We start from the raw sequence: 22,889 nt of genomic DNA, 5'->3' as shown, positions 1-22,889 counted from the left end.
CCCGTATGGTTACCGGGTAACATAGTACGCCTTAGTGGAGGCTTGAGCCGTATGCAGTGAAAGTTGCACGTACGGTTCTTAGGAGAGCGGCACTTGGTAACAGGTGCCGCTTATCCGACCAAAATTGGCTAGCCTTCAAATGAAGGCTGATTACATTTTCTTATTTAGCTTCTGGCTAGTTTGGTATTTGCAGGTGTGCTTGAAGCTCGTACCTTCATGGTTGCCTATCGCCTCCAGCGGGGGAATGTGCAGATACTTCTACGAGACGCCACTAGCACATCCCTGTGGGCTTTACGGCAGCTTCCATGCTGCCAAAACTCGTAGCTGCACCTACACCTGATAATTTATCTCTTCGATTTTGACTTGTCTGAGTAAGTCACTAACACGGAAATGCCCCAAAATCAGCTTCAGGCAATAAGCAACACAGATTAAGTAACAAGTAAGTAGACCTATCTTTACTAATCGATAAATGACTGTTACTGATTACTTTCGATAAGACATCAATATCAATGTTCACTTTGCAATTTTTCGTGCTCGTTTATTTAGTATCACTCAGGTAGAGTGCTTATAAATCAATGGCTTTACTTTAGTAAGGCCTAAATAAAAGGTTTGGTAAATTTAACTAGCCGACTGTTTATCCATAAGGAGTATCATGGAACAGTTATCCAACATTATGCATAAAGAGCATGACGGTTTTTTTTATGAGTATTTTGAAAACTACAGTGAAGACTGTAATTGCATGTGGAGACAAAACTCTGAACATACAAATGTCTATTCTATCGAGCGTTTAGATATATTACCTGAATTTCGCAGGAAAGGATTTGCTAAAAAGTTGCTCAATGAGACACTCAAACGTATTGCGGTAGAATGTCCTAAAGCTTGCGTAGAAATCACCGCAGAACCAGATGCGGATAGCGGGCTAACTGTGGACAATCTCGTAACTGTCTATGAATCTCTCGGATTTGAAAAGTATCTAAGCCTTGGATCTCGCGTTCATCTCCGTCTGTATTTGGATGATTCAGTGAAACCGCCCAAAGTCTACGATAACCCATTATATTTCATATAAAAATATAACAATCGCATCAATACGATTTACTACACTCGGCATCTCAGGTTGTCGGGTGTCTATCGTTTTAAGACGTCAATTTTAAGCATAATTGCATGGTAGTAAATGTGCTATGCAGGCGTTATATCACAGAGGTGAGATTTGAATATGATTCAGGAAATGTTGTTACCGTTGGGGCAAGTGTCGTTATCATCAGTTTAAGTGCATGGCTAGGGAAGCTATGGTCTATTAGAATACTTCAACGAGAACAAGCACAACTAAAACATGGGTTAGAAATGAAGATTGCGGAGCTGAATGCCGTTAATGAATCTAAGGTTCATGTAAGCAAAATTCAGTTTGAAAAGGAGTTTAAGAACTATGCTGAATTGTGGGATTTAGTCACACCTATGGTACGAGAACTGCAGGCACTATCCCAGAATAAACAGAGCTATGAACGTTTTAAACCACATTTTTTTAATTTGGGTAAGTTGAAGACTGACTTTGGTAACTTGAACGCTTCACTTTTCCCTTTTACTGATGGAAAAGTAAATAAAGCTTCATTTGCTTTAACAGAAGACCTTCATGAAAAATGGCATTTAATTGACTCACACCTAGAGTACTTAAATAAAAAAGCACTTAGAAAACTAAGTAACGAGACCGACTGCCTTGTTATCGAAAAAGAATTTTGTGATCAAAATGATATATTGACTGCAAATATACATAACCTTAGTGTGACTCTTAGTTATGCTATCAAAGCCAGAAATGAAAGTATGCTAGTTGTGTAAGTTATATAATCGAGTAGCCGGAGATGTCTAGCCTCCAACTCCCATACCACCTTGCATGCGGCTCCGCACACGACTAAATGGATTTAGGAGGTAGGGCAAAGCAGGATGCCAGAGCCGAGGGCGGTTCATTTAGAACGCCTAACTAAGCTTTCTGGTTAGCTTTTTGTTTCGAGAATGAACTGCGATCCATCTATCAGTGAATATAATACCGTTTTCTTAATGTAGTAATTACTAATGATAATGTGAACAGTAAATTTTAGAGCTTGAGCTCCAAATGACTTTTGTCCAAAAAATGAGCTGGCTACTAGAAGAGCTTAAATCGAAGAGATAAACACTCAGGTGTAGATGCGGCAGTGAGCTTCGATGACATGGCCGTTCTATGCCATCCATGTCACCACGGCATTTGTGAATCCATTCACATCAGATGTCATCGTAGAGACTACAGGGATTGTACTTGAATGATATCCTATCTAAAGGCCAGTTCGACATCCTTGTCTCTCGTTCATAAGCTCAGAAACTTAAAGTTTCTATTCACCGTCTCACTGAAGTATCTGCACATCAGGTCGCTCTTTGGCATCCTGCCACTGCGACATTGGTGCGTCCCTGCACGGCACCTGCTGCAAGCAATAAACAGCAATGAAGCGATGTTTATCAAGTAATAACCAAATACCAATCCAGCCCAATGAACCAATCCAAAAAGATATTTGAAACTTGCTATCAGGCAAGTCAGTAAACTTGTTATCCGACAAGTATCAAATCACTTGATGAGCTTAAGTAACTGCTTAAATCTCTCTCCTACTGCTTCATGTTGAAGCTCAAACAATAGTGATTCCATATTAGTTATCTGAGCGCCTTTAGATTGCATCATCTCTATGCCGAGCTGCTTGTTTGCCGCAGTGCGCGAGGAGATGGCATCGACAACGAGATGAATGTCGAATCCATTGTCTAACAGATCACGACAGGTTTGGTAGACGCATACATGTGCTTCTATCCCGACTAGCAGTACTTGTTTGCGGTTTAATTCCTTCAACTGTCCTTTAAACTTCTCAGCATGCCAGCCGCTGAAGTGCTGTTTCGCTATGGGGTGACAAGACTTGATTAACGCTTCATGGATTGCAGGGCTGGTTGGGCCGAGTTTGTCGGGGAGCTGTTCTAACCAGAGGGTTGGGATATCAAATAGGGCAGTGCCTTTGATGAGGTTCACTAAGGTTTGATGCAGTGCATCGCTACGGTCCATGATTTGGGCTAGTTTACCCTGAACATCCACGACGACCAGCACACACTCTTGTGGTTTCAACATCTCTATGGCTCACCTTTAACGAGGGGGGTTACTTCATTCTACTGTTAAACATCTCCTTTCCAATAGGCATTTGGTCTAAGAATTTTAAGATGGCGCGCTATTTCTGTGCGAGTCACCCATAACTGCACTTAGTTGGTGCGGGTTATGAGCGTCGTATTTGTAATTAATATCCTAACCCATTAAAAGTTATGAGTTTGTTAAGTTGGCCTAATGATTGAATTAATAAATGAAACAGAAGAATAATTATTAATTTGGAGATCTGGATGAAATTAGTCAGCGCGATTATTAAGCCGTTTAAATTAGACGATGTTCGAGAAGCCATCGCAGGAGTGGGAATTGAGGGCATGACGGTGACTGAGGTGAAAGGGTTTGGGCGTCAAAAAGGACACACTGAACTTTATCGTGGTGCTGAATACCAAGTGGATTTCCTTCCCAAAGTGAAACTTGAGATTGCGACTAAGTCTGAAAATCTCGAACTGCTCATTGAGTCCATTGTCAGTGCTGCGCGTACTGGGAAAATTGGAGATGGGAAAATATTTGTGACTGATCTCGAACAGGCTATTCGTATTCGTACGGGCGAGTCAGATAACGAAGCACTTTAAGGGGAGGATGTAATGGAAGATTTAGTGGAATTAGGTGTGACGGTATCTGAATTAAGGTTTGCATTGGATACATTTTATTTTTTAATCTCTGGTGCGCTGGTAATGTGGATGGCTGCTGGTTTCGCGATGTTAGAGGCTGGACTGGTTAGATCGAAAAACACCACAGAAATTTTAACTAAAAACGTGTGTCTTTATTCGATCTCATGCGTGATGTTTCTGATCGTGGGTTACAACATCATGTACGTTGATAATGGCGAGGGTGGCTGGTTACCGTCACTTGGCACGTTAATCGGCAGTCAAGCTGCTGATGCTGATCACGCGCTTGAATCAGATTTCTTTTTCCAAGTGGTATTTGTTGCAACTGCCATGTCTATTGTTTCTGGCGCAGTTGCTGAGCGGATGAAGTTGTGGTCATTCTTGGTTTTTGCAGTGGTGATGACAGGCTTTATCTATCCGGTTGAAGGCTATTGGACTTGGGGCGGCGGATTCCTTTCTGAAGCGGGATTTGTTGATTTTGCCGGTAGTGGCATCGTGCATATGGCTGGCGCTGCAGCAGCGATTGCGGGCGTGTTATTACTTGGGGCTAGGCAAGGTAAATATGGTGCTAATGGGCAGGTAAATCCAATTCCTGGTTCAAATTTACCCATGGCGACCTTAGGCATGTTTATTCTCTGGATGGGCTGGTTTGGGTTTAACGGTGGATCTCAGTTACTGATTTCTGATGCTGATAATGCAACGGCTGTGGCTAAAATCTTCCTTAATACCAATTCGGCCGCGGCTTTTGGCGCTGTGTCATCACTAATCGTCTGTAAGATGGTGTGGGGCAAAGCTGATTTGACGATGATTTTGAACGGTGCGTTAGCCGGACTGGTTGCGATAACTGCTGATCCGCTTTCACCTTCTTTGGCCATGGCTGGTGTGATAGGTCTTGCAGCGGGTGGTTTGGTTATTTTCTCTATTGTGGCGTTAGACCGAATTAAAATCGATGATCCTGTCGGCGCTATCTCTGTTCACGGTGTGGCTGGATTTTTTGGTCTGATGTTGGTGCCTCTTTCTAACGCTGATGCAACAGTAGTAGGTCAACTCTATGGTGCTGGGGTTATCTTTGCATGGGTGTTTAGTACCTCTTTTGTGGTCTGGTATGTGTTGAAAGTCACCATGGGGATCCGTGTTACTGAAGAGGATGAATATAAGGGGATGGATGCATCGGATTGCGGAATAGATGCTTACCCTGAGTTCGTATCGATTAAAGGTTCACGTTAAAGCTGATTTAGCGTTTGGTTTTTTTGCTAAACGTTAAAGTGTGATTATTGCTTGTTTCAATGCCAGTAGGGTTATCCCACTGGCATTTGTTTTTTCTGTGTCTGCTTGATTCGGGGGCAAAGTGAAAAACTGGCTTCGGTGATAATAATGCCAAGAATGGGATAAGATCGTTTAGTATGTATTGAGAATTGAATAGAGTCAGGAGAGGTTGATGATATTTAGAGATGCACTTAAACGTAAGCTGATGCTGTTAACTGTCACAATGCTACTGCATTCATCAGTTAATGCTGGTCAGGTTGTGGTGCGTAAATCCAGTGAACCCTTCGATGCGTTTGCTGTGCGTGATCAGGTTCTGCTTGAAAATGAGTGGAAAGAGGCACTCAGGATGCAACAGCAGATCCAGATATTGCAGGCATTACCAGCGTCTTGTATCCCTTTTGCCCGTCCCTATACCTATTACCGATGTGGTGGGGCTTTTTATCGACCTTATCACTATCAAAATAAAAAGTTATATATTCAGGTCGATGACATAAAGCAAACGCCTATTCACAAGGACAAGGTCGAATAACCTAAGTTTGCTTTGTTAATCTTTTGTAATGCATTCGATCTGCGCATTTTTTGTTCGTTAATGTAAACTGATCATAACCTCTTGCTGGATTAAAGTTGGTGATCATGAACGTTACTCTCTCGAAATCTATTCTCTCGAAACCTATTATCTCGAAAGCGACTCTCTCAACCTTTTGTCTGCTCAGTCTGTTTCTTCAAGCATGCACCTCGACTCCAGACGTCACGGGTGTTAGCCATATTGAACAATATTTTCATGATGAACACTTCTCAATGGTGGAACACCTTCCTGTGCCCGAAGATCTTTTCTCTCTGCCTGATGAGGCAGTCAAAGAGCTTAAATCGGAACTGCAACGATCTAAATTGAGCCGTTCAAAACATTTGCTGGCGAATGAGTGGTTGGCTAAGTACATCAATGCCGAGGAGGGGGCTTTTGAATACCGTGACAATGTGACTCTAGTTGCCAGCGAAACCTTTGGCGAGAGGGCAGGGAACTGCTTGTCCTTGGTATTATTGACTGCCACCTTGGCCAAGGAGCTTGATGTTGTTGTTGAGTTTCAGGAGATTGATGTGCCGCCGGTTTGGGATAAACAGGGGGGATTTTATCTGGTCAACGGCCACATAAACCTCAAGTTACTGCCTCCAAATAATGGCAGCAGCGTGCAGCTTTTAAAAAGAGCGATACAAGTCGATTTTTTGCCTGAGAGAGCTGTGCGTGGTTATGCTAAGAGAAAAATTAATAAACAAACCGTCATCGCGATGTTCTACAACAATGTGGCCGCAGAATCGTTAGTGGTGGGGGATTATGATAAAGCCTACGGCTTTTTAAAGTTAGGCCTACTTGAGATGCCCAATTATGTACCTGCATTAAATACCTTGGCAGTCTTGTATCGCTATAAAGGGCTTAACAATGAAGCAGAAGCCCTTTATAAACTCGCACTGGAGATGAATAACAAAGACATGACCGCCCTCTATAACTATGCCGTTATGTTGGGTGCACAAGACAGACTGGATGAGTGGGCAGTGATTCATAAGCAGTTAGAGTTAGAGCGAATTGATAATCCCTATTACTACTATGGTATTGCTCAGCAAGCGTATTTAGATAAAGAGTACCAAGATGCGTTGCTCTGGTATAAACGTGCGGTTGCAAAGGCGGATTATCGTCATGAGTTCTATTTTGGTCTGTCCAAAGCCTATTGGAAAACCGGTGATGAGCGTAGGGCTGAGGCTAATATGCTCAAAGCATTGGCGTTGACTCACGATGAGGGCAGTAAATTACGCTATCAATCAAAACTCCATGCGATGAAGAGTCACTAGTTTCAACTTACATTGCGATTAAAAATGCTCCTTAAGATTAAGGAGCATTTTTTATTTATGGCTAGGTGTAATGGTGATTGGTATTAATTCAGTGTCAGGCCGTGTGCTTGGTAACTGAGTCTTGCCATCTGTCCCTGATCTTTAAGGGTTAGACCTTGCAGTTTATAGGGTGCCTTGAGACCTGATTTAGCGATCAAATCAGTATCTAATTTCAAGGTGATTTCGGTTGAATCCGGCGTTAACCAACTTGCGGATTCGGTCTTAAGGATAGGTTTGTCTTTGCCTTGCTCATCAACACCTGTCAGGTAACTTGCCACTGAGAAGCGTCCAGCTTTATCCATGTCGAGGGCAACAGTGAGTGACTCTGGAAGCCCATTTTGCCATTTGCTGGTGATCGTAGGCTTAATTTTGGCCGAAGGCACAAACTGTTTAAATGCCTTTTTAACCGTTCTCACCACGGCTTTGCCTGCAACCTGAGTGCTAACTTGGAGTTGAATTTCACTGAGCCCCAAATTGTTGTCAGGCATCGCGTTGACTTCGGGCAGTTTGGCTTGCCATTGGCCATTAACTTGCACAACCTTGAGAGCCTGAAAGCTACCATTGGCATGCTTTAGACTCGCAGTTGGCTTTAGTTTTGTTTTGCTATTGGTCAACTCAAGTTCAAATGGAATGGATGCTTGAGTCGATGCAAGATTGTTCCTACTGGTTAATGTTAATTGGTAAGGTGAGTTCTTCTCTTTCACGTTAACCATATAGCTGGCGCTGGGCTGGAGTTTTTCGCTCACACGCAAACGATATTGTCCCGCTTTAGCATCGGCTGAAAGCAGAAGGGCGCTTGAGTCATCAGTCAGTCCTGCGGTGGCTAACGCCTGTGGATCTGCCAGCGATTTTATGTAGGACTTAGTCTGAGTGCTATTTGTCTTATCACTGTCTTTGAGCAGTTGAATATTTTCTGGTGAGATGGCTTTACTGTGGACTAGCGTGCCAGAACTCGTGTCGGCTCTTGGAGAGATACGAATAACACTTGATGCTTGGCTTATGGTTAACGCGACGCCACTGTTTAGCTCGGCTCCCGATACCTTAGTCCAGTATTCATCACTCTTTATTGAGTGTGAGACGCTGGGTGACGTTATCGTAAAGTCAGCGGGGATTTTAGTCACAAAGTTAACCGTTTCACGGCTAGTGTTTATGGGGGCTGACGTGGGGGAATCAATGTCAGTGACGCTGAAGTCATTCACTTGAGGTGCTGCAAGGGTGAAGCTTTTTGTCTGACTTTTGGCTGCTTCCGGTTCTTTATTCTCTGTTTCTGAATTATCCTGACAGGCGACCAGCATACTTGCCATGGTTATCATTGTGGCTAAATGAGTTAATTTATTCATCTGTGGTCTCCTATATATGATCGCGAATAATGGTGTGAAGATTAAAGCAGTCACGTCGACTCTGTTGGTGACTTAACGGTTCGCTGCCTCGGGTGCGTTGTTTATCGGTAAACCACACTGTGCCAGCAGCACTTTGGGAACTGCATTCTAAAAAGCCATCTGAACAATCATCAAGCCAGTTCTGAGTGGTTTCTAATGCGACTTGATATTGATAACCCGCGCAGTAACTATCCCCATCCCATATCGCTGAGTCGACATCAGAACCCACTACAGCTTCAAAAGTGGTGTTGAGTGACGGCCTGCCTTGAGTGCCATTAAGCCAAGTGCTGTTGTAATAATTCATCCAACTGACCTGCTGTTGCTTTACCGCATCACTGCCATAGCCGAGTAACCAGCCTAAGGTTGTTTCGAACACTGAACCTTGGTTTACGGCATCAGCTAAGGGAGTTCCGCCACTTGAGGGAGCGATAGCAACGACCTGATCTACAGCATTGATAATGGCGGGGTATCGACTGTCCCAGGTTGGGTTCGACAGTATCCATCTAACAACGTTGCCGCCATTGGAGTGGGTAATGAGGGTGAGTGAATCGATATTCTTACTATCAATAAACTGTGTGAGTTGACCAGCAAGGCAACCAGAGGCTGCATTGTCCCACATGTATTGATCGAAATCGCAATTGACCACTAGATAGTTGTTGGGATTGGAAATACCTTGCCTAATTGTGTTTACAAAGTTCTGATTCCAATAATCATTTAACGCATTACTTTGATCACCTGTTCCATGTATGAAGGCGACTCCAGTAGCGCTTTGGGCGAATGGGCTGACAGTAAACAGACCCAAGAGTAGTAACTTGTAGTTATGTTTCATTGGCTATTCTCTTTATTATCTTGTTAGTTAGGGTAAGAGGTCGGACGTCAGACCTCCTTGCTCAACTTAGCCATAAGGTTTTGCGCTATCAAGTTATATTGGCAGTACGTGAGTACCAGTTAAATCGTAGATCTGGTTATTTTGTTTTAAATATTTTTCAAGCCTAGATACAGCTATAGCTGTAGAGATAAATCGACATAAAGGTTGTTTGAACATTGTTGCTGCCAATAGACAGGAAATCAGTCTTTCTAACGTTATAGTCTGATAGTTTTTACTTTTTCTTTATATAAAACTTTTTAATAGTGATTAATTGGAGTTTTAGTCTAGGGTGGTATTTTGGTTAGGCAGTGGTTTATTGATTCATTATTTCTTAAGGGGACTCAGGAGAAAAGTTAAGGCTAAGCTCACTTGTTAGCAGGTTTCATCGTGGCTTATTTTATAAAATCTAATATATGTATGTTTAAGCTGAAATGGTTATCAAAAGGCGTAATTTAATGAATGTTAGTAGAATATATTTGCGGCATTACCCAGTGAACGGAATTCGATATTTGTTTTTTTGTTAATCAAGGTTATGATTTTTATCGAATAAATCTATTTGTTTGTTTATTTGTTATATCTTGATTGCATTGTCGATAAATACTGGATAAATTGAACTTAGTAGCGCTGTTGAGAGAAATGTATTTAAACGTTAGCCGGAGTAGTTGATTACCATGTATTACAAAAATGATGATGTACGAATTAATAAGATCAAAGAATTATTGCCTCCAATTGCGATCTTGGAACGATTTCCGGCGACAGAGAACGCATCGCAAACTGTTTTTAATGCGCGTGAAAATATCCATCACATTCTTAGAAAAAAAGATGACCGTCTATTGGTTGTTGTCGGTCCCTGCTCAATTCACGATCCAGTAGCTGCGTTAGAGTACGGCAAGCAGTTAGTTAAACTGAGAGAGCAATATAAAGATCAGCTTGAAATTGTTATGCGAGTGTATTTTGAAAAGCCGCGTACCACTGTTGGTTGGAAAGGTTTGATTAACGATCCTGATATGGACAACAGTTTCAAACTCAATGACGGACTGCGAACTGCACGTAAGTTATTGTTGGATCTCAATGATATTGGGATGCCTACAGCGGGTGAGTTTCTTGATATGATTACCCCTCAGTATGTGGCAGATCTTATGTGTTGGGGAGCGATAGGGGCGAGAACAACTGAGTCACAGGTTCACCGTGAGCTAGCGTCAGGCTTGTCATCTCCAGTCGGATTTAAAAATGGGACTGATGGGACGATTAAAGTGGCAATCGATGCGATTGGTGCGGCAAGTGCGCCACACCATTTCCTCTCTGTCACCAAGTTCGGTCATTCAGCCATTGTCGAAACGAAAGGTAACGAAGACTGCCATATTATTCTGCGTGGTGGTAAAGAACCTAACTATAGTGCTGAACATGTCAGTGAAGTAAAGCAGCAACTCGACAAGGCGAACTTACCGCTTAATATCATGGTTGATTTTAGTCATGCTAATAGTTCGAAACAGTTTAAGCGCCAGATGTTGGTTGGCGAAGATATTGCCACTCAAGTAGGTCAGGGCGATATGAGTATTTTTGGCGTCATGATTGAAAGCAATCTTGTTGAAGGCCGCCAAGATTATATTCAAGATGAGCCCCTTTGTTATGGCCAAAGTATTACCGATGCTTGTATTGGTTGGGAAGATACAGAGTCATTACTTGAAACGCTTAATCAGAGTGTCAAAACTCGCCGCGACTGAGAATATGTTAGTCACTAATATTTAGTGCATAAAAAAGGAGGCATCAGCCTCCTTTTTTATTGATAAAATGGCAGTTAATCTTGATTCTTTTTAACCAAATATTCGTTTGCTTTAGCGAGACTTCCAAAAGAAGCAATAAGATTATTTTGGCCTTTTCTTTGGATATCGGCATCACCCGATTGTGTCATCATCCATACCCAAGTTTGTATTAGTGGCAAGGGAGGATATTGGTCTTTAGATGAGTCCAGCATGTATGTTTCCTTTAAATCGCTTAGTATGAGTGTCGCTGCCTCATACCTTGAGCGGCCCTGAGCTTTCGGGTAAAAATAATATCAAATTCTTTTCATTTGCATAACAGGAATTACTCTCATTTGACCTAGATTAAAAAATAAATGTCACCTTACAGGACTTTAGTTTAACTATTATAATAAAAAGTCAGTCAAAAGTACTACTTTTAAGTGACGTAAAAACAAAACATGCGGAAGTAAAATTGAATATACTGTTATGAAACCGTCTTGTTTTCCCCGTTTGAAAAATGACTAAATGGAATTTAAATGCGCCCCTCTCTCTATTTCGATGGTCCTGTTGATAAATTAAATTGGCAAGTGTTGAAGTTATTATGGCCCTATCTTTTCGAGTATAAGAAGCGGGTAGCGTTGGCGTTAATCTGTCTAGTGATTGCTAAGATTGCCAGTGTATCTCTGCCTTTTGTGCTTAAATCCTTAGTCGATACATTAACCCAAGCCTCACCAGAGCAGTTGATCTCTGTTCCCATATCTCTGGTTGTGGCTTATGGCGCTTTGCGCCTGTTAAACACACTGATTTCAGAGGTGAGAGACACCTTGTTTGGGCGGGTGACTGAACGGGCTATTCGACGTTTGGGTTTGTCGGTTTTTCAGCACTTGCATCAATTAGATCTCGAATTCCATCTTGAGCGAAGAACAGGGGGGCTTTCCCGAGATATTGAAAGAGGCACCAGTGGGGTCAATTTCCTGATGAGATTTATGGTGTTTAATATTGTGCCAACGATATTAGAGATAGCACTGGTGATTGGGATTTTGTTTTACAACTACGGGATTGCTTTTGCGGCCATTACACTTGGCGCTGTAGTGAGCTATGTGGCATTTTCTGTCTTCGCAACAGAGTGGCGTACCGGTTATGTTCGGGAGGCTGCTAAAGCTGACTCAGACTCAAGCTCACGTGCGATAGATAGCTTACTTAACTATGAAACCGTTAAATATTTCAACAATGAGGACTATGAAGCACAACGTTATGACATGGCGCTAGAAGACTGGGAGCATGCGAAACGTAAAAACCGTTTATCTCTCTTTGCGCTTAATGCTGGTCAGGCTGTGATTATTTCGACTGCGATGACGATGATGTTAGCGTTAGCGGGGTCTCATGTGGTGTCAGGCTCAATGACCATCGGTGACTTTGTACTGATTAATGCTTTTATGATGCAGCTATTTATCCCTCTGAACTTTTTAGGTTTTGTTTATAGAGAGATACGCGGAGCTTTAGCAAATATTGAGAGAATGTTTGGTTTACTAGACAGGCAACCGCTGGTTAAAGATAAGCCTGATGCAAAGGAGTTACCGCTTGTTTCTGGTGGGCTCACTTTTGAAAACGTGAGTTTTAGTTACGATTCACGTCAAATTTTAAAAAACATCAATTTTTCTATTTTACCTGGGCAGAAGGTGGCAATAGTCGGTGATAGTGGTGCGGGTAAGTCAACTATCGTTAAATTGCTGTTTCGTTTTTATGATGTCGACAGTGGTAGTATTTGTTTAGATGGCATCAAGATTGATTCATTAACGCAAAATGCTCTTAGGCAGTCCATCGCTATCGTGCCTCAAGATACCGTACTGTTTAATGATTCTTTATTAGAGAACATTCGTTATGGCAGACCTGATGCCAGTGATGATGATGTCGCGGCAGTGATTAAGATGGCGCATCTTTCTCATTTTGTTGAATCACTACCCGAAGGCTGGCAAACCAAGGTCGGAGAGCGTGGGTTGAAATTGTCTGGTGGTGAGAAGCAAAGGGTGGCGATTGCTAGGGCTATTTTGAAAGGGTCGGCATTGTTGGTTTTCGATGAGGCTACTTCATCACTTGATAGTCATTCAGAACAAGCGATTCTGACTGCACTTAAAGAGGTCGCTAAAGGACACACCAGCCTGGTTATTGCTCATCGGTTATCAACCGTGGTCGATGCTGATCAAATCATTGTGCTGAGTCAGGGAGAGATTGTAGAAACGGGTAAGCATTCTGATCTTATCAATGAGGGAGGGCTATATTCAAAATTGTGGAATATTCAAAACCAAAAATAGAGTTCAGTACAGGTTCAGCTTAAATGCGGTATAATTATGACCAATAAAATATAATCACTTTGACGAGATAATGACAATGAAGAATATTCCTTTGCAAGTCAACATAGAGGGCCAAAACAGTAAGATAGAGACTGACTGGTTGGCGATCATGGCTATCTTGAAGAAACGTGGTCTTGCGCAAAGTGAATTGACCAATATTTATCAGGAGCTTTCTGCTGGAATGCTGGTTACCACTCGTGGTTTGAGCCTAGCAGAATACAAGCCGAGTGTATCTCTGGACGGTATTATTCGTGAAACAAAGTCTTCGGAATATGATTATGCAGGAATGATGCGAGCCTAGTCGTTGATCTAGATTGAATTTTTGCGTTACGTATAGAATAGTGCCAGTTGTTATCTGTTTTTCCAGCCATTGCATGTCAAGCTTATCGTTTTGAGTTCTGTTGGTATTGGTTGTAATCTGATGATCTTGCCTTGAAGAAAACAAATAGTCTCACCCTCGATAATGGTAAAGCGCTCACAGCTTTGGCAACTCAATGACGCTTGTTTACTCGACGGACTTTGGTTTATATATTCTGAACTCAATTAGGACTCCTTTAAGCATGTTCGGTGTTTCGGTTGTCGCTGTGGCGGATTCTGAAGCAAGTGGCTAAAAAACGCCAGTATCAATTATGTGCAAATCATCATCGTTGAACGATTATACCTAATTAGTGATACAAATACTCACTCCACGGTATTTAATCGTCATAAATCCCACTTTTTATTGACCATATTTTGTGTGTATTAAACCGACACTTCCTTTGGCTGGAAGAGTGAGAAGGTAAAGGTTATCATAGTCGTTTTCGGCTATAGCGTCTATCTCCATCCCTCCAATAGCCTTGATTAATAAAGGGATTGTATTGGAGTGGCCAACAACGAGAACGTTTCCCTTTTCAGCCTTAATCTTTTCAACGCTCCTGCTTATATGCTCGGACATCCCCCCTTTTACATCGACCACTTGTACTGTTATCTCTTTGTTTTTACTTATAGGTTCAAGGGTTTCTTTGGTGCGTTTAAAGGGCGTGGCATATAACGCAGTAAACGGCATATCTTTAAGAGCGATAGCCAGCTGAGTCGCTCGACGTTGTCCGGCAGGTGTTAATGAGGGATCTTTACCCTGATCTAATTGCTTTTCTGCATGCCTGACGAATATAAGGATTTTACTGTTTGAGTCTGCACCCTGTATTTCAGCTTCAGCTGCTTGAAGCGTGGCCGAAAAAAATAGGCCTAACATAATGGGAAATAAAAGCTTTTTAATCATACCGGTCACATCCCCTTTGCGAATATTGCAAGATAGCGAATTATTAACAAATTAAACAGCACTATTCAAATAAAGTGCACGATAAATTAATAAAAACTAAAGTTGTATAAAAAGCAGCCGATAATGGTTGTGAATAGGTATTAATTGAGAGGCAGTTATGGAAATTAAGAACCATGGCGCAGACGTATCCCAAGTAGCGAAAAGTCAGACCCAGACCACTGAAAGTAATGGAAAGTCGGTATCGGAAGTGGCGAGCAACAAAACAGCGTATGCAAGCAGTAAACAGTTGATGAATTCCGCCATCATCTCTGCGCAACAGGAGGTCAGTTTAAGCTCAGGTAATGAGCCTATGATCTTACTTTACCGTGCGGCTATCGAAGCGATTAATGAAGAGCTTGCCCCCACTATGGGTGACAATGCGCTTCAGACGGCTTATGACAATGGGGTTGATACTTCTCCTGATGCGACAGCTGATCGCATAGTGAGCTTTGCGACAAACTTTTTTAGCTTATATCAAGATCAAAACTCAAGCATGAGTTTTGACGAACAGCTCTCTTCATTTATGGAGATTATTGGTGGTGCTATTGATCAAGGATTTGATGAAGCCAAAGAGATTTTGACTGGTTTAGAGGTGCTAGAGGGAGATATTGCCAGTGGTGTTGAGCAAACCTATTCACTCATTCAAGAGGGATTGCTGGCGTTTAAAGACAGTTTTAGTTCTGACGATAGTGAGGCTTCTTAATCTTTATACTGATTGGTATTATTTAGCTAGAAGCTAATTGGTATTACCCCACCATTTATGCTAAATATCTGTTAGGAAACTTTAGGTATTGGAGCGATAAATGTGGGTTGAAGGTGAAGTGATTGAACGAACCGATTGGTGTGACAACCTATTCTCTTTAAAAATAAAAGTTGATATTGAGCCTTACATTGCGGGCCAGTTTATTAAGTTAAGCCAAGTGATTAACGATAAAAGGATTGGCAGAGCATACTCTGTTGTCAATGCGCCTAATTCTGATTATGTCGAGGTGCTGGCTATTTCGGTTTTGGATGGCTTACTCTCGCCAAATTTACAGCAGCTCAAGATCGGTGATCGTATCGAGGTATCGGGTAAAGCGGCTGGCTTTATGACACTGGAAGAAGTTCCACCTCAAGGAAAAGACCTTTGGCTACTGGCCACAGGCACTGCAGTTGGTCCATTTATCTCCATACTTGAAACACCAGAACCCTGGGAAAGATTTGAAAATGTTGTATTAGTTTACGGAGTGAGAGAGGCCAAAGATCTCGCTTATAAAGAAAAACTTCTTCAGCTTGAAAAACGCTATCCGAACCAATTTAAGCTACTCTTTTCTGTAACACGCGAATCTTACCCTAATGCTTTGGAAGTCAGAATATCGACGGCTTTAGCATCGGGTGAAATAGAGCGGCGTTTAGGTCTAGAAATCACGGCCGAAAATGCTCAGGTTATGCTTTGTGGTAATCCTGAAATGATCAAAGATGCTAATAATATCTTGTTAGAAAAAGGGCTAGCTAAGAACCTTCGTCGAGCACCCGGTCAGATAACAATAGAGAAATATTGGTAGTTTTCCTGATACTTACAGCTTAAAGAGATTGATAATATGAGATTACTGTATTCTGATGCATCTCCCTATTCTCGATGTGTCCGGGTGTTGATCCGTCACCTTGAACTTGATGGCATTGAGGAGTGTATTGTTAATCCTATGGATAATGACGAAGCGCTGCTCGACATTAATCCCTTAGGTAAAGTTCCCTGTTTACAGCTTAATGATGGTTCACCACTTTATGACAGTGAAGTGATTTTACGTTACTTAGATCATGAGTTTGGTGCTAATCGGTTATTCGGTGAAAATGGGTATAACTGGACAAATGAGTGCCAGCTTTCTCTTATCAATGGCTTGTTGGATTCTGCCGTCGCGTTAAGACAAGAGCAGATGAGAGAGTTAGAGGGCAAGCGATCAGTGTTTTGGACTGCGCGATTTGAACAGGCTCTACTCAGAGGATTAAAAGAGGTTGAGCAGTCTGGGGTGATGGTGAGCCCTCAGTTAACGATTCAACAAATAGGGTTAGCTTGCTTGATTGAGTACCTAGACTTTAGGCACCCTGATCTGCATTGGAGGAATGTTGTACCTGCTATCGGTGCTTGGTTATCCGGTTTCGAACATCTATCAATGATGAAGAATACAAGGCCAACATAGGGTGTTGTGGATAAGTGTAAACAGCCATTTTATGAATAGAATACTTGCTCATTGGTTATAGATTTATTACCCTAACTGCAATTGATAACTATTATCATTGTCGTGTTGGCTTTGGTATGATGTATAGGGTAATTTGATGAAAATAATAACAAGTCTGGCAGTCTTAGGGTTAGTGTGTTTTGCATCAGTGGCGAACGCGGCTGAAAAGTTAACGGTCTATTCCTACAGACAAGCCTTTCTTATTGACCCTATTTTGAATGATTTCACTAAAGAAACTGGCATAGACGTTGATGTGGTTTTTTCAAAAAAAGGGATTGCTGAAAGAATGATGAGAGAGGGGAGGCTTTCTCCTGCAGATATCGTGCTCACTTCAGATTTTTACCGATTAATGGAGTTGGTTGATAAAAACCTTGTTGTGCCGGCATCCAGTGACCTACTCAAGAAAAATATTCCAGCTCAATATCGCTCTCCTGATGATAATTGGTATGCCCTTACCATGCGGGTGCGCAATATCTACTCTTCAAAAGATCGACTTGGTAAATTAAATATAAACTATGAAGATTTAGCCGATCCTAAGTTCAAAGGAAAGATTTGTACTCGTAGTGGTAAACACCCTTACAACATCTCTTTAATTGCTTCGATGATTGCTCACCATGGCGAGGCTGAAACTAAGGCTTGGTTAACGGGTTTAAAAGCAAACTTAGCGCGTAAGCCTCAAGGGAACGATCGTGGCCAAGTGAAAGCGGTTAAAGAGGGGTTGTGTGATATCGCTATCGGCAATAGTTACTATTTAGGGAAAATGCTGCAAGATCCTAAGCAAGTACCTTGGGCTGAAGCGGTCGAGATTAACTTTCCAAATCAAGATAACGTCGGTTCACATATCAATGTTTCAGGTATGGCCTTGGCTAAACATTCTCGCAATAAAGAGAATGCACTTAAATTGATGGAGTATCTTTCTGGCAATAAAGCACAACAAGTTTATGCCGAAGTGAATATGGAATACCCAGTCAATGAAGCCGTAGAACCCTCTGCTTTAGTCGCTTCATGGGGAGAGTTCAAAGCAGATAACTTGCCTATTTATAAGCTTGCTGAATTTCATCATGCAGCCGTTAAGATGCTCGATGAAGTGAAATTTGATCTATAACGATATCCTTGCATCTTCTCAGTGAGAAGGTGAATACTCTCATATGGTCTAAGAGGCTTCCTTTGCAGGAAGCCTTTATCTTAATCGTTCTTATTTAAGTTTAAATTTAGGTTTGTAGTGGATAATACTGCGACAAACACTCGTGGAAAAGTTGATGATTTTAGGTTTATCTAGACGTTGGTCCCTGATTGGCTATCTTATTGCCTCGGTGATCACGCTTCCACTTGTGGCTATTCTTATTCAAGCCGCTCTTCCTGCTGAATCTGTTTTCGGACACCTTCTTGACACCGTGTTACCTACCTATATCAGCAATACCTTACTGTTGATGTTTTGGGTGTGTCTGGGGGCGATATTCATCGCAACGCCCGCCGCGTGGTTAGTGGCAAAATGCCACTTTCCGGGGCGTGGCATATTTCAATGGGCACTGTTGTTACCACTGGCGATGCCTGCTTATGTCGTGGCTTATGTCTATACCGATCTACTTGATTATGCAGGGCCAGTTCAGGGGGCTCTGCGCCGTTTCTTTGGTTGGTTAACCCCGCAAGATTACTATTTTCCCGAGGTTCGGAGCTTAGGCGGAGCTTCTATAATGTTGGCTCTGGTTCTGTTTCCCTATATCTATTTGTTAGCGCGAACCGCGTTTATGGAGCAGTCTGCGAGTTTGCAACATGCCTCGCGAGTCATGGGGTGTGGGCCATGGCAGAGCTTTTGGCGTTTGAGCCTGCCGATGGCAAGGCCAGCACTGGCTGTTGGCGTTTCTTTAGTTGCAATGGAAACCGTCGCTGACTTTGCGACGGTCAGTTACTTTGCTGTGCCGACATTGACCACAGCGGTTTACGATACTTGGTTGGGGTACGGCAGTTTGTCGGCGGCAGCTAAGTTATCTGCAATCATGTTACTTGTGGTTTTCTCGATGATAGGTTTTGAGCGATTTGCTCGTAGAAAACAACAACTTTTTCAAAAACAAAGCGGAGAAAAACAGAGTGTTTTGTACTCTCTTAAGGGAGTGAAAGCTTTCTTGGCAACTGGCTATTGCTCTCTTTTATTATTTGCCGCTTTTGTACTGCCGTTTATTATCTTACTCAACTATGCATGGCATTACTTTGATGAAAGCTGGCATGCTGAGTTCTGGGAGTATAGTTTTAACAGCTTCTATATTTCGGTTATCGTGAGTATTATCGCGGCATTACTCGGTATTGTGCTGATGTTTATCAGCCGTGTGAGCCCCAGAAAAACAGATCTTCTCCCTTCGCGTTTATCTTCTACTGGTTATGCGCTGCCAGGCACCGTGCTGGCGATAGGTATCTTGGTACCGCTGACTTATCTTGATTTTGCGGTTAACGATCTTTATGAATATATGGGGCAACTAGGTCCTGGATTGATATTTACGGGCAGTGTTTTCGTGCTTATTTTTGCATTTACAATTCGCTTTTCTGCTATCGCTATCGGCAGTGTGGAAAACAGTTATAAACGTATCTCTCCTTCGTTGGACATGGCGGCAATGACCATGGGATTGAAGCCAGGTGCGCTGCTTTGGCGAGTGCATTTACCTCTGTTAAAAAAAGGCATATTTGCGGGCATGTTACTGGTGTTTATCGAGTGTATGAAAGAGCTACCTGCGGCGTTACTCTTGCGTCCTGTGGGGTTTGAAAATCTGGCAACATATGTATTTCAGTTTGTGTCCGATGAACAGCTAGAACATGGAGCTTTGGCTGCGATAGTCATAGTCTTAGTTGGTCTGGTTCCGCTTATTTTCCTTAATCGCTCGCTGGAGCATCAAGGATAGTTTGGAGTTGAGTTTGATGGTTTATGTATCCCGGAGCAGGTCTGTATGTCAACGTTAAGTATCAAAGGTGTTCATAGTGATTATCATGGATTACAGGTTCTCAAAGGGCTAGACCTCACTCTTAATAAAGGTGAGATTGCTGCGTTATTGGGGCCGAGTGGCTGTGGGAAAACCACTCTTTTGAGGGCAATAGCTGGATTACAATTGCTCAGCCAGGGTGAGATCAGTATCAATAACAGAGTGCTTTCAGGGCCAGAAGTGTTTGTTCCAAGCGAGCAGCGTGGCGTGGGGATGATATTTCAGGATTACGCGCTATTTCCTCACCTGAATGTAGCTGACAATATACTCTTCGGGGTTAAAAGCGTGGCTAAAGATATACGTAAACAGCGCCTTAATGAGATGCTGTCTTTAGTTAAGCTTGAGGGGTTAGGTGGGCGTTTCCCCCATGAGCTTTCTGGTGGTCAGCAACAGCGAGTGTCTATTGCACGTGCTCTAGCCTATGAACCTGAACTTTTGTTGCTTGATGAACCCTTTTCAAATATCGATGCAAAGGTTCGTGGTGAGATGATGCTGGAGATCCGCACTATCTTAAAAGAGAGTAATGTCAGTGCCGTTTTTGTGACTCATAGTAAAGATGAAGCGTTTGTTTTTGCTGATAAGCTCGCACTGTTTAAAGAGGGGCAGATAGTGCAATACGGTACCGCAGAGGCGTTATATGCTTCACCTATCGATAAGTATGTCGCAGATTTCTTAGGTCAGTGTAACTACCTTCCTGCAGTCGTGAGTACGTGTTCTAGTGTTGAGACGCCTTTGGGGATGTTGAATAGTACATCAAGGTTACCTTTTACTGTCGGTTACCAAGGGGAGGTGATGTTAAGGCCACAACAGCTCGAGATCACAGCCGATGAAGCAGGTGAGGGGGTCATTATCGATCGACGTTTCTTAGGCAGTGTTTGCCATTATCAAGTCAAAATTGCTCAATCAAGTTATCAAATTAACAGCTTGAACGGCCAGTTTATTCCCGGTCAGCGAGTCTCGCTCACAACATCTGCTCACTCCTTAGTTATATTTTGATAACTAAACTCAACAATTACCTCTAGTCTTAGAGAGTGCCGTTCTACAGAAGTTATCGATGTAATCGGTGTTCTTTCTGTGGAACACAACGCTTTTAGGCGTCATTTATATCATAGCTAAGTTTTATTTCTGCAGATATTCCTTAGAAAGTTAAGCAATTTTAGTTAGCTTGTGTAAGTGTGGTGCTAACTTTATGTTTTATACCAAAGGTATGAATTTAAATGACATTAACTGTGCGTTAGTTAATATCATTAAAATCTAAAATTGTTGATAATACTGCCGATAATGAATTAATGTTAAAAAGGTGGTTAAGAGATGGGTGATCAGTTTATGCCTCGTGAACAGTTAGGCGTGTGTGCTGAAGGTAACTTACACAGTGTGTATTTAATGTTTAATGCTAATGATGGTATTGAATCTCAACTACGACCTTGTTTAGCTAATGTGGCTCAATATATTCATGAGCTCAGCGATCAATATGCTGATAGTGCGCTTAATGGGTTTATTGCCGTTGGTGCCAACTATTGGGATAGCTTGTATTCAGCTAGTCGTCCTGCTGAGCTGAAACCTTTTCCAGCCCGGAGTGCTGATAACCGTGATGCGCCAGCTTTAGAGTATGATCTTTTTGCCCATATTCGTTGTGACCGTTTAGATATATTGCATTTGGTTGCCAACGAGGTATGTCAAATGTTTGAAGGTTTAGTTGAATTAGTCGATGAAGAGCGAGGCTTTCGCTTTATGGATAATCGAGATTTAACTGGCTTTGTCGATGGCACTGAAAACCCTAAAGGTCGCAACAGACAACAAGTGGCATTAGTGGGCGATGAAGATATCGTGTTTAAGTCTGGTAGCTACGTGCATGTGCAAAAATTTGCTCACAATCTGAGTAAATGGCATCGATTACCTCAGAAGAAACAAGAAGATATTATCGGGCGAACTAAGCATGATAATATTGAGTACGCATCAGCTGACAAGCCCTTAACCAGTCATATCAAGCGAGTAAACCTTAAAGATGCTCAAGGTAACTCGATGGAGATTTTGAGGCAAAGTATGCCTTATGGCTCAGTTAAAGAGCAGGGGCTTATGTTTATTTCGAATTGTCGAAATTCAGAAAACTTTGAACAGATGCTTCATAGTATGGTGCACGGCGATGAAGAGGGAAATCATGATCACCTGCTTCATTTTACCCAAGCATTAACAGGTTCATCTTTCTTCGCCCCTTCGTTAGACTTTATGGAAAAAGCGGCAAACTAACTCAATACTTTGTTTTTCTCATACACAAACGCACCTCTTAAAAGGTGCGTTTGTGTTGTATGCTTGCTCCTTCAGTGAAGGAATAGAGTGTCGATGAGGTCTATCGATTCTCTTTAAAAGCCTGCATTAAATTGATGGGGGTTAGCTGGAAAAGTTAAATAAAGATTTAACGGTTGCTAAGGTTTTAGCTATCTCTTGGATATTTGATGGTGTGATGAAAATAGTATCATCACCGGCTATCGTACCGAGTATGCCTTCAGGTTTACCTATCGAGTCAAGTAGACGGGCGATAAGTTGGGCGGCTCCGGGACTGGTTCTTACTACAATCATTGCTTGGTTATGATCGACATCTAAGACTAGATTCTTGAGTGGACTACCTGCAGTAGGTACGCCAAGTTCTGCCGGAAGGCAGTAAACCATCTCTTGCTTAGCATTTCGGGTGCGAACAGCCCCAAACTTACTTAGCATTCTTGAGACTTTAGACTGGTTAATATTGTTATAACCTTCAGCTTGAAGGGCGAGAACTATTTCACTCTGAGAACCAAAGCGTTCTTCTTTCAAAATGGATTTAAATGTCTTTACAAGTTCGTCTTGAGATTTGTTTGCCTGCATAATTTTTTATTCTATATTCAAAAAACGTAATTATTTTGAATATTGTAGCCGTTTTTGTCAACAAATACTCGGCTTTCGTGAATAATAATGCATCTTATACTTAGAAAGGCAGCTGTCATGGGAATAGTTGATATTAGTTTTCGATGTTTTAAGGTGAAAAATTTGATTTCAAGCTTGTAATGTATCGGCTTTAGACTATTTATTAATCACAAAGATAATAAAAACCTAACCACGACTAAGGGATAATTGAATTTTTTCTGTGATTACAGTAATGTTGCCGCATCTGGAAAATG

The 22,889-nt window shown here is 42.0% G+C and carries 23 protein-coding genes; 16 read left to right on the top strand and 7 right to left on the bottom strand.

The annotated features are described in order from the left end of the window. The first annotated feature begins 652 nt into the window (after positions 1 to 652). Both FN961_RS16745 and FN961_RS16740 read left to right on the top strand, forming a co-directional pair. Positions 653 to 1,066: a GNAT family N-acetyltransferase gene (locus FN961_RS16745; RefSeq protein WP_144041323.1), complete on the top strand. Its 414-nt coding sequence runs from the start codon at positions 653 to 655 to the stop codon at positions 1,064 to 1,066. A 95-nt stretch (positions 1,067 to 1,161) separates the two neighbouring features. Further along, positions 1,162 to 1,830 carry a hypothetical protein gene (locus FN961_RS16740; RefSeq protein WP_144041322.1) on the top strand — a complete coding sequence of 223 codons (669 nt, stop codon included), beginning with the start codon at positions 1,162 to 1,164 and terminating at the stop codon, positions 1,828 to 1,830. Between the two features lie 539 nt (positions 1,831 to 2,369). On the opposite strand, the gene FN961_RS16735 is transcribed toward FN961_RS16740, so the two are convergent. After that, entirely contained in the window at positions 2,370 to 2,579 is a 210-nt protein-coding gene (locus tag FN961_RS16735; protein ID WP_144041321.1) for a hypothetical protein, read from the bottom strand. 8 nt (positions 2,580 to 2,587) lie between these two features. Further along, on the bottom strand, positions 2,588 to 3,130 hold the full coding sequence (locus FN961_RS16730) for a hydrolase (protein WP_144041320.1): 543 nt from the start codon (positions 3,128 to 3,130) through the stop codon (positions 2,588 to 2,590). 263 nt (positions 3,131 to 3,393) lie between these two features. Between FN961_RS16730 and FN961_RS16725 the strand changes: the two genes are divergently transcribed. The 4 genes from FN961_RS16725 to FN961_RS16710 all read left to right on the top strand — a co-directional run bounded on the left by FN961_RS16725 (position 3,394) and on the right by FN961_RS16710 (position 6,876). Further along, positions 3,394 to 3,732 (top strand): P-II family nitrogen regulator, encoded by a 339-nt coding sequence (locus tag FN961_RS16725; RefSeq protein ID WP_144041319.1) that lies wholly within the window; start codon positions 3,394 to 3,396, stop codon positions 3,730 to 3,732. Positions 3,733 to 3,744: 12 nt separating this feature from the next. Next, positions 3,745 to 4,995: an ammonium transporter gene (locus FN961_RS16720; RefSeq protein ID WP_144041318.1), complete on the top strand. Its 1,251-nt coding sequence runs from the start codon at positions 3,745 to 3,747 to the stop codon at positions 4,993 to 4,995. Positions 4,996 to 5,206: 211 nt separating this feature from the next. Continuing rightward, entirely contained in the window at positions 5,207 to 5,563 is a 357-nt protein-coding gene (locus tag FN961_RS16715; RefSeq protein ID WP_144041317.1) for a hypothetical protein, read from the top strand. Positions 5,564 to 5,667: 104 nt separating this feature from the next. Continuing rightward, the gene (locus FN961_RS16710) at positions 5,668 to 6,876 is read left to right on the top strand and encodes a tetratricopeptide repeat protein (protein ID WP_221936133.1); all 1,209 of its coding nucleotides are present in this window, start codon (positions 5,668 to 5,670) and stop codon (positions 6,874 to 6,876) included. An 83-nt stretch (positions 6,877 to 6,959) separates the two neighbouring features. Here FN961_RS16710 and FN961_RS16705 read toward each other — a convergent pair whose 3' ends face one another. Beyond that, the gene (locus tag FN961_RS16705) at positions 6,960 to 8,255 is read right to left on the bottom strand and encodes a DUF4785 domain-containing protein (protein ID WP_144041316.1); all 1,296 of its coding nucleotides are present in this window, start codon (positions 8,253 to 8,255) and stop codon (positions 6,960 to 6,962) included. Positions 8,256 to 8,265: 10 nt separating this feature from the next. Continuing rightward, complete coding sequence (locus FN961_RS16700) at positions 8,266 to 9,123, bottom strand: lipase family protein (protein ID WP_144041315.1); 858 nt, start codon at positions 9,121 to 9,123, stop codon at positions 8,266 to 8,268. 710 nt (positions 9,124 to 9,833) lie between these two features. Between FN961_RS16700 and aroG the strand changes: the two genes are divergently transcribed. Beyond that, positions 9,834 to 10,886 carry a 3-deoxy-7-phosphoheptulonate synthase AroG gene (aroG, locus tag FN961_RS16695; RefSeq protein ID WP_144041314.1) on the top strand — a complete coding sequence of 351 codons (1,053 nt, stop codon included), beginning with the start codon at positions 9,834 to 9,836 and terminating at the stop codon, positions 10,884 to 10,886. Positions 10,887 to 10,960: 74 nt separating this feature from the next. Here the strand turns inward: aroG and FN961_RS25855 are convergent, their stop codons facing one another. Further along, positions 10,961 to 11,137, bottom strand: a complete 177-nt coding sequence (locus tag FN961_RS25855; RefSeq protein WP_185972820.1) for a hypothetical protein — start codon at positions 11,135 to 11,137, stop codon at positions 10,961 to 10,963. A 303-nt stretch (positions 11,138 to 11,440) separates the two neighbouring features. On the opposite strand from FN961_RS25855, the gene FN961_RS16690 reads away from it, so the two are divergent. After that, positions 11,441 to 13,216 (top strand): ABCB family ABC transporter ATP-binding protein/permease, encoded by a 1,776-nt coding sequence (locus FN961_RS16690; protein WP_144041313.1) that lies wholly within the window; start codon positions 11,441 to 11,443, stop codon positions 13,214 to 13,216. A 76-nt stretch (positions 13,217 to 13,292) separates the two neighbouring features. Then, a complete protein-coding gene (locus tag FN961_RS16685; protein WP_144041312.1) occupies positions 13,293 to 13,556 on the top strand; it encodes a hypothetical protein in 264 nt (87 codons plus the stop codon). Between the two features lie 417 nt (positions 13,557 to 13,973). Here the strand turns inward: FN961_RS16685 and FN961_RS16675 are convergent, their stop codons facing one another. Beyond that, on the bottom strand, positions 13,974 to 14,513 hold the full coding sequence (locus FN961_RS16675) for a phosphoglycerate mutase family protein (RefSeq protein WP_144041310.1): 540 nt from the start codon (positions 14,511 to 14,513) through the stop codon (positions 13,974 to 13,976). A 157-nt stretch (positions 14,514 to 14,670) separates the two neighbouring features. On the opposite strand from FN961_RS16675, the gene FN961_RS16670 reads away from it, so the two are divergent. From FN961_RS16670 to FN961_RS16640, 7 genes are all read left to right on the top strand, one after another. Further along, on the top strand, positions 14,671 to 15,255 hold the full coding sequence (locus FN961_RS16670; protein ID WP_144041309.1) for a DUF5610 domain-containing protein: 585 nt from the start codon (positions 14,671 to 14,673) through the stop codon (positions 15,253 to 15,255). 100 nt (positions 15,256 to 15,355) lie between these two features. After that, positions 15,356 to 16,096 carry a ferredoxin--NADP reductase gene (locus tag FN961_RS16665; RefSeq protein WP_144041308.1) on the top strand — a complete coding sequence of 247 codons (741 nt, stop codon included), beginning with the start codon at positions 15,356 to 15,358 and terminating at the stop codon, positions 16,094 to 16,096. Positions 16,097 to 16,132: 36 nt separating this feature from the next. Further along, positions 16,133 to 16,729 carry a glutathione S-transferase gene (locus FN961_RS16660; RefSeq protein WP_144041307.1) on the top strand — a complete coding sequence of 199 codons (597 nt, stop codon included), beginning with the start codon at positions 16,133 to 16,135 and terminating at the stop codon, positions 16,727 to 16,729. A 136-nt stretch (positions 16,730 to 16,865) separates the two neighbouring features. After that, positions 16,866 to 17,873, top strand: a complete 1,008-nt coding sequence (locus FN961_RS16655; RefSeq protein ID WP_144041306.1) for a Fe(3+) ABC transporter substrate-binding protein — start codon at positions 16,866 to 16,868, stop codon at positions 17,871 to 17,873. Positions 17,874 to 18,027: 154 nt separating this feature from the next. Further along, positions 18,028 to 19,659, top strand: coding sequence for an ABC transporter permease (locus FN961_RS16650; protein ID WP_144041305.1), 1,632 nt, complete (start codon positions 18,028 to 18,030; stop codon positions 19,657 to 19,659). Between the two features lie 45 nt (positions 19,660 to 19,704). Next, on the top strand, positions 19,705 to 20,733 hold the full coding sequence (locus FN961_RS16645; protein WP_144041304.1) for an ABC transporter ATP-binding protein: 1,029 nt from the start codon (positions 19,705 to 19,707) through the stop codon (positions 20,731 to 20,733). A 315-nt stretch (positions 20,734 to 21,048) separates the two neighbouring features. Then, positions 21,049 to 21,984 (top strand): Dyp-type peroxidase, encoded by a 936-nt coding sequence (locus FN961_RS16640; protein ID WP_185972819.1) that lies wholly within the window; start codon positions 21,049 to 21,051, stop codon positions 21,982 to 21,984. Positions 21,985 to 22,125: 141 nt separating this feature from the next. Here the strand turns inward: FN961_RS16640 and argR are convergent, their stop codons facing one another. After that, positions 22,126 to 22,596: a transcriptional regulator ArgR gene (argR, locus tag FN961_RS16635; protein ID WP_144041303.1), complete on the bottom strand. Its 471-nt coding sequence runs from the start codon at positions 22,594 to 22,596 to the stop codon at positions 22,126 to 22,128. Positions 22,597 to 22,889 lie beyond the last annotated feature (293 nt).

The sequence above is a fragment of the Shewanella hanedai genome (assembly GCF_007197645.1).
Taxonomy (GTDB): domain Bacteria; phylum Pseudomonadota; class Gammaproteobacteria; order Enterobacterales; family Shewanellaceae; genus Shewanella; species Shewanella hanedai.
Note: the sequence above shows the minus strand (reverse complement) of the source record. Positions and strands in the feature narration are given on the sequence as shown.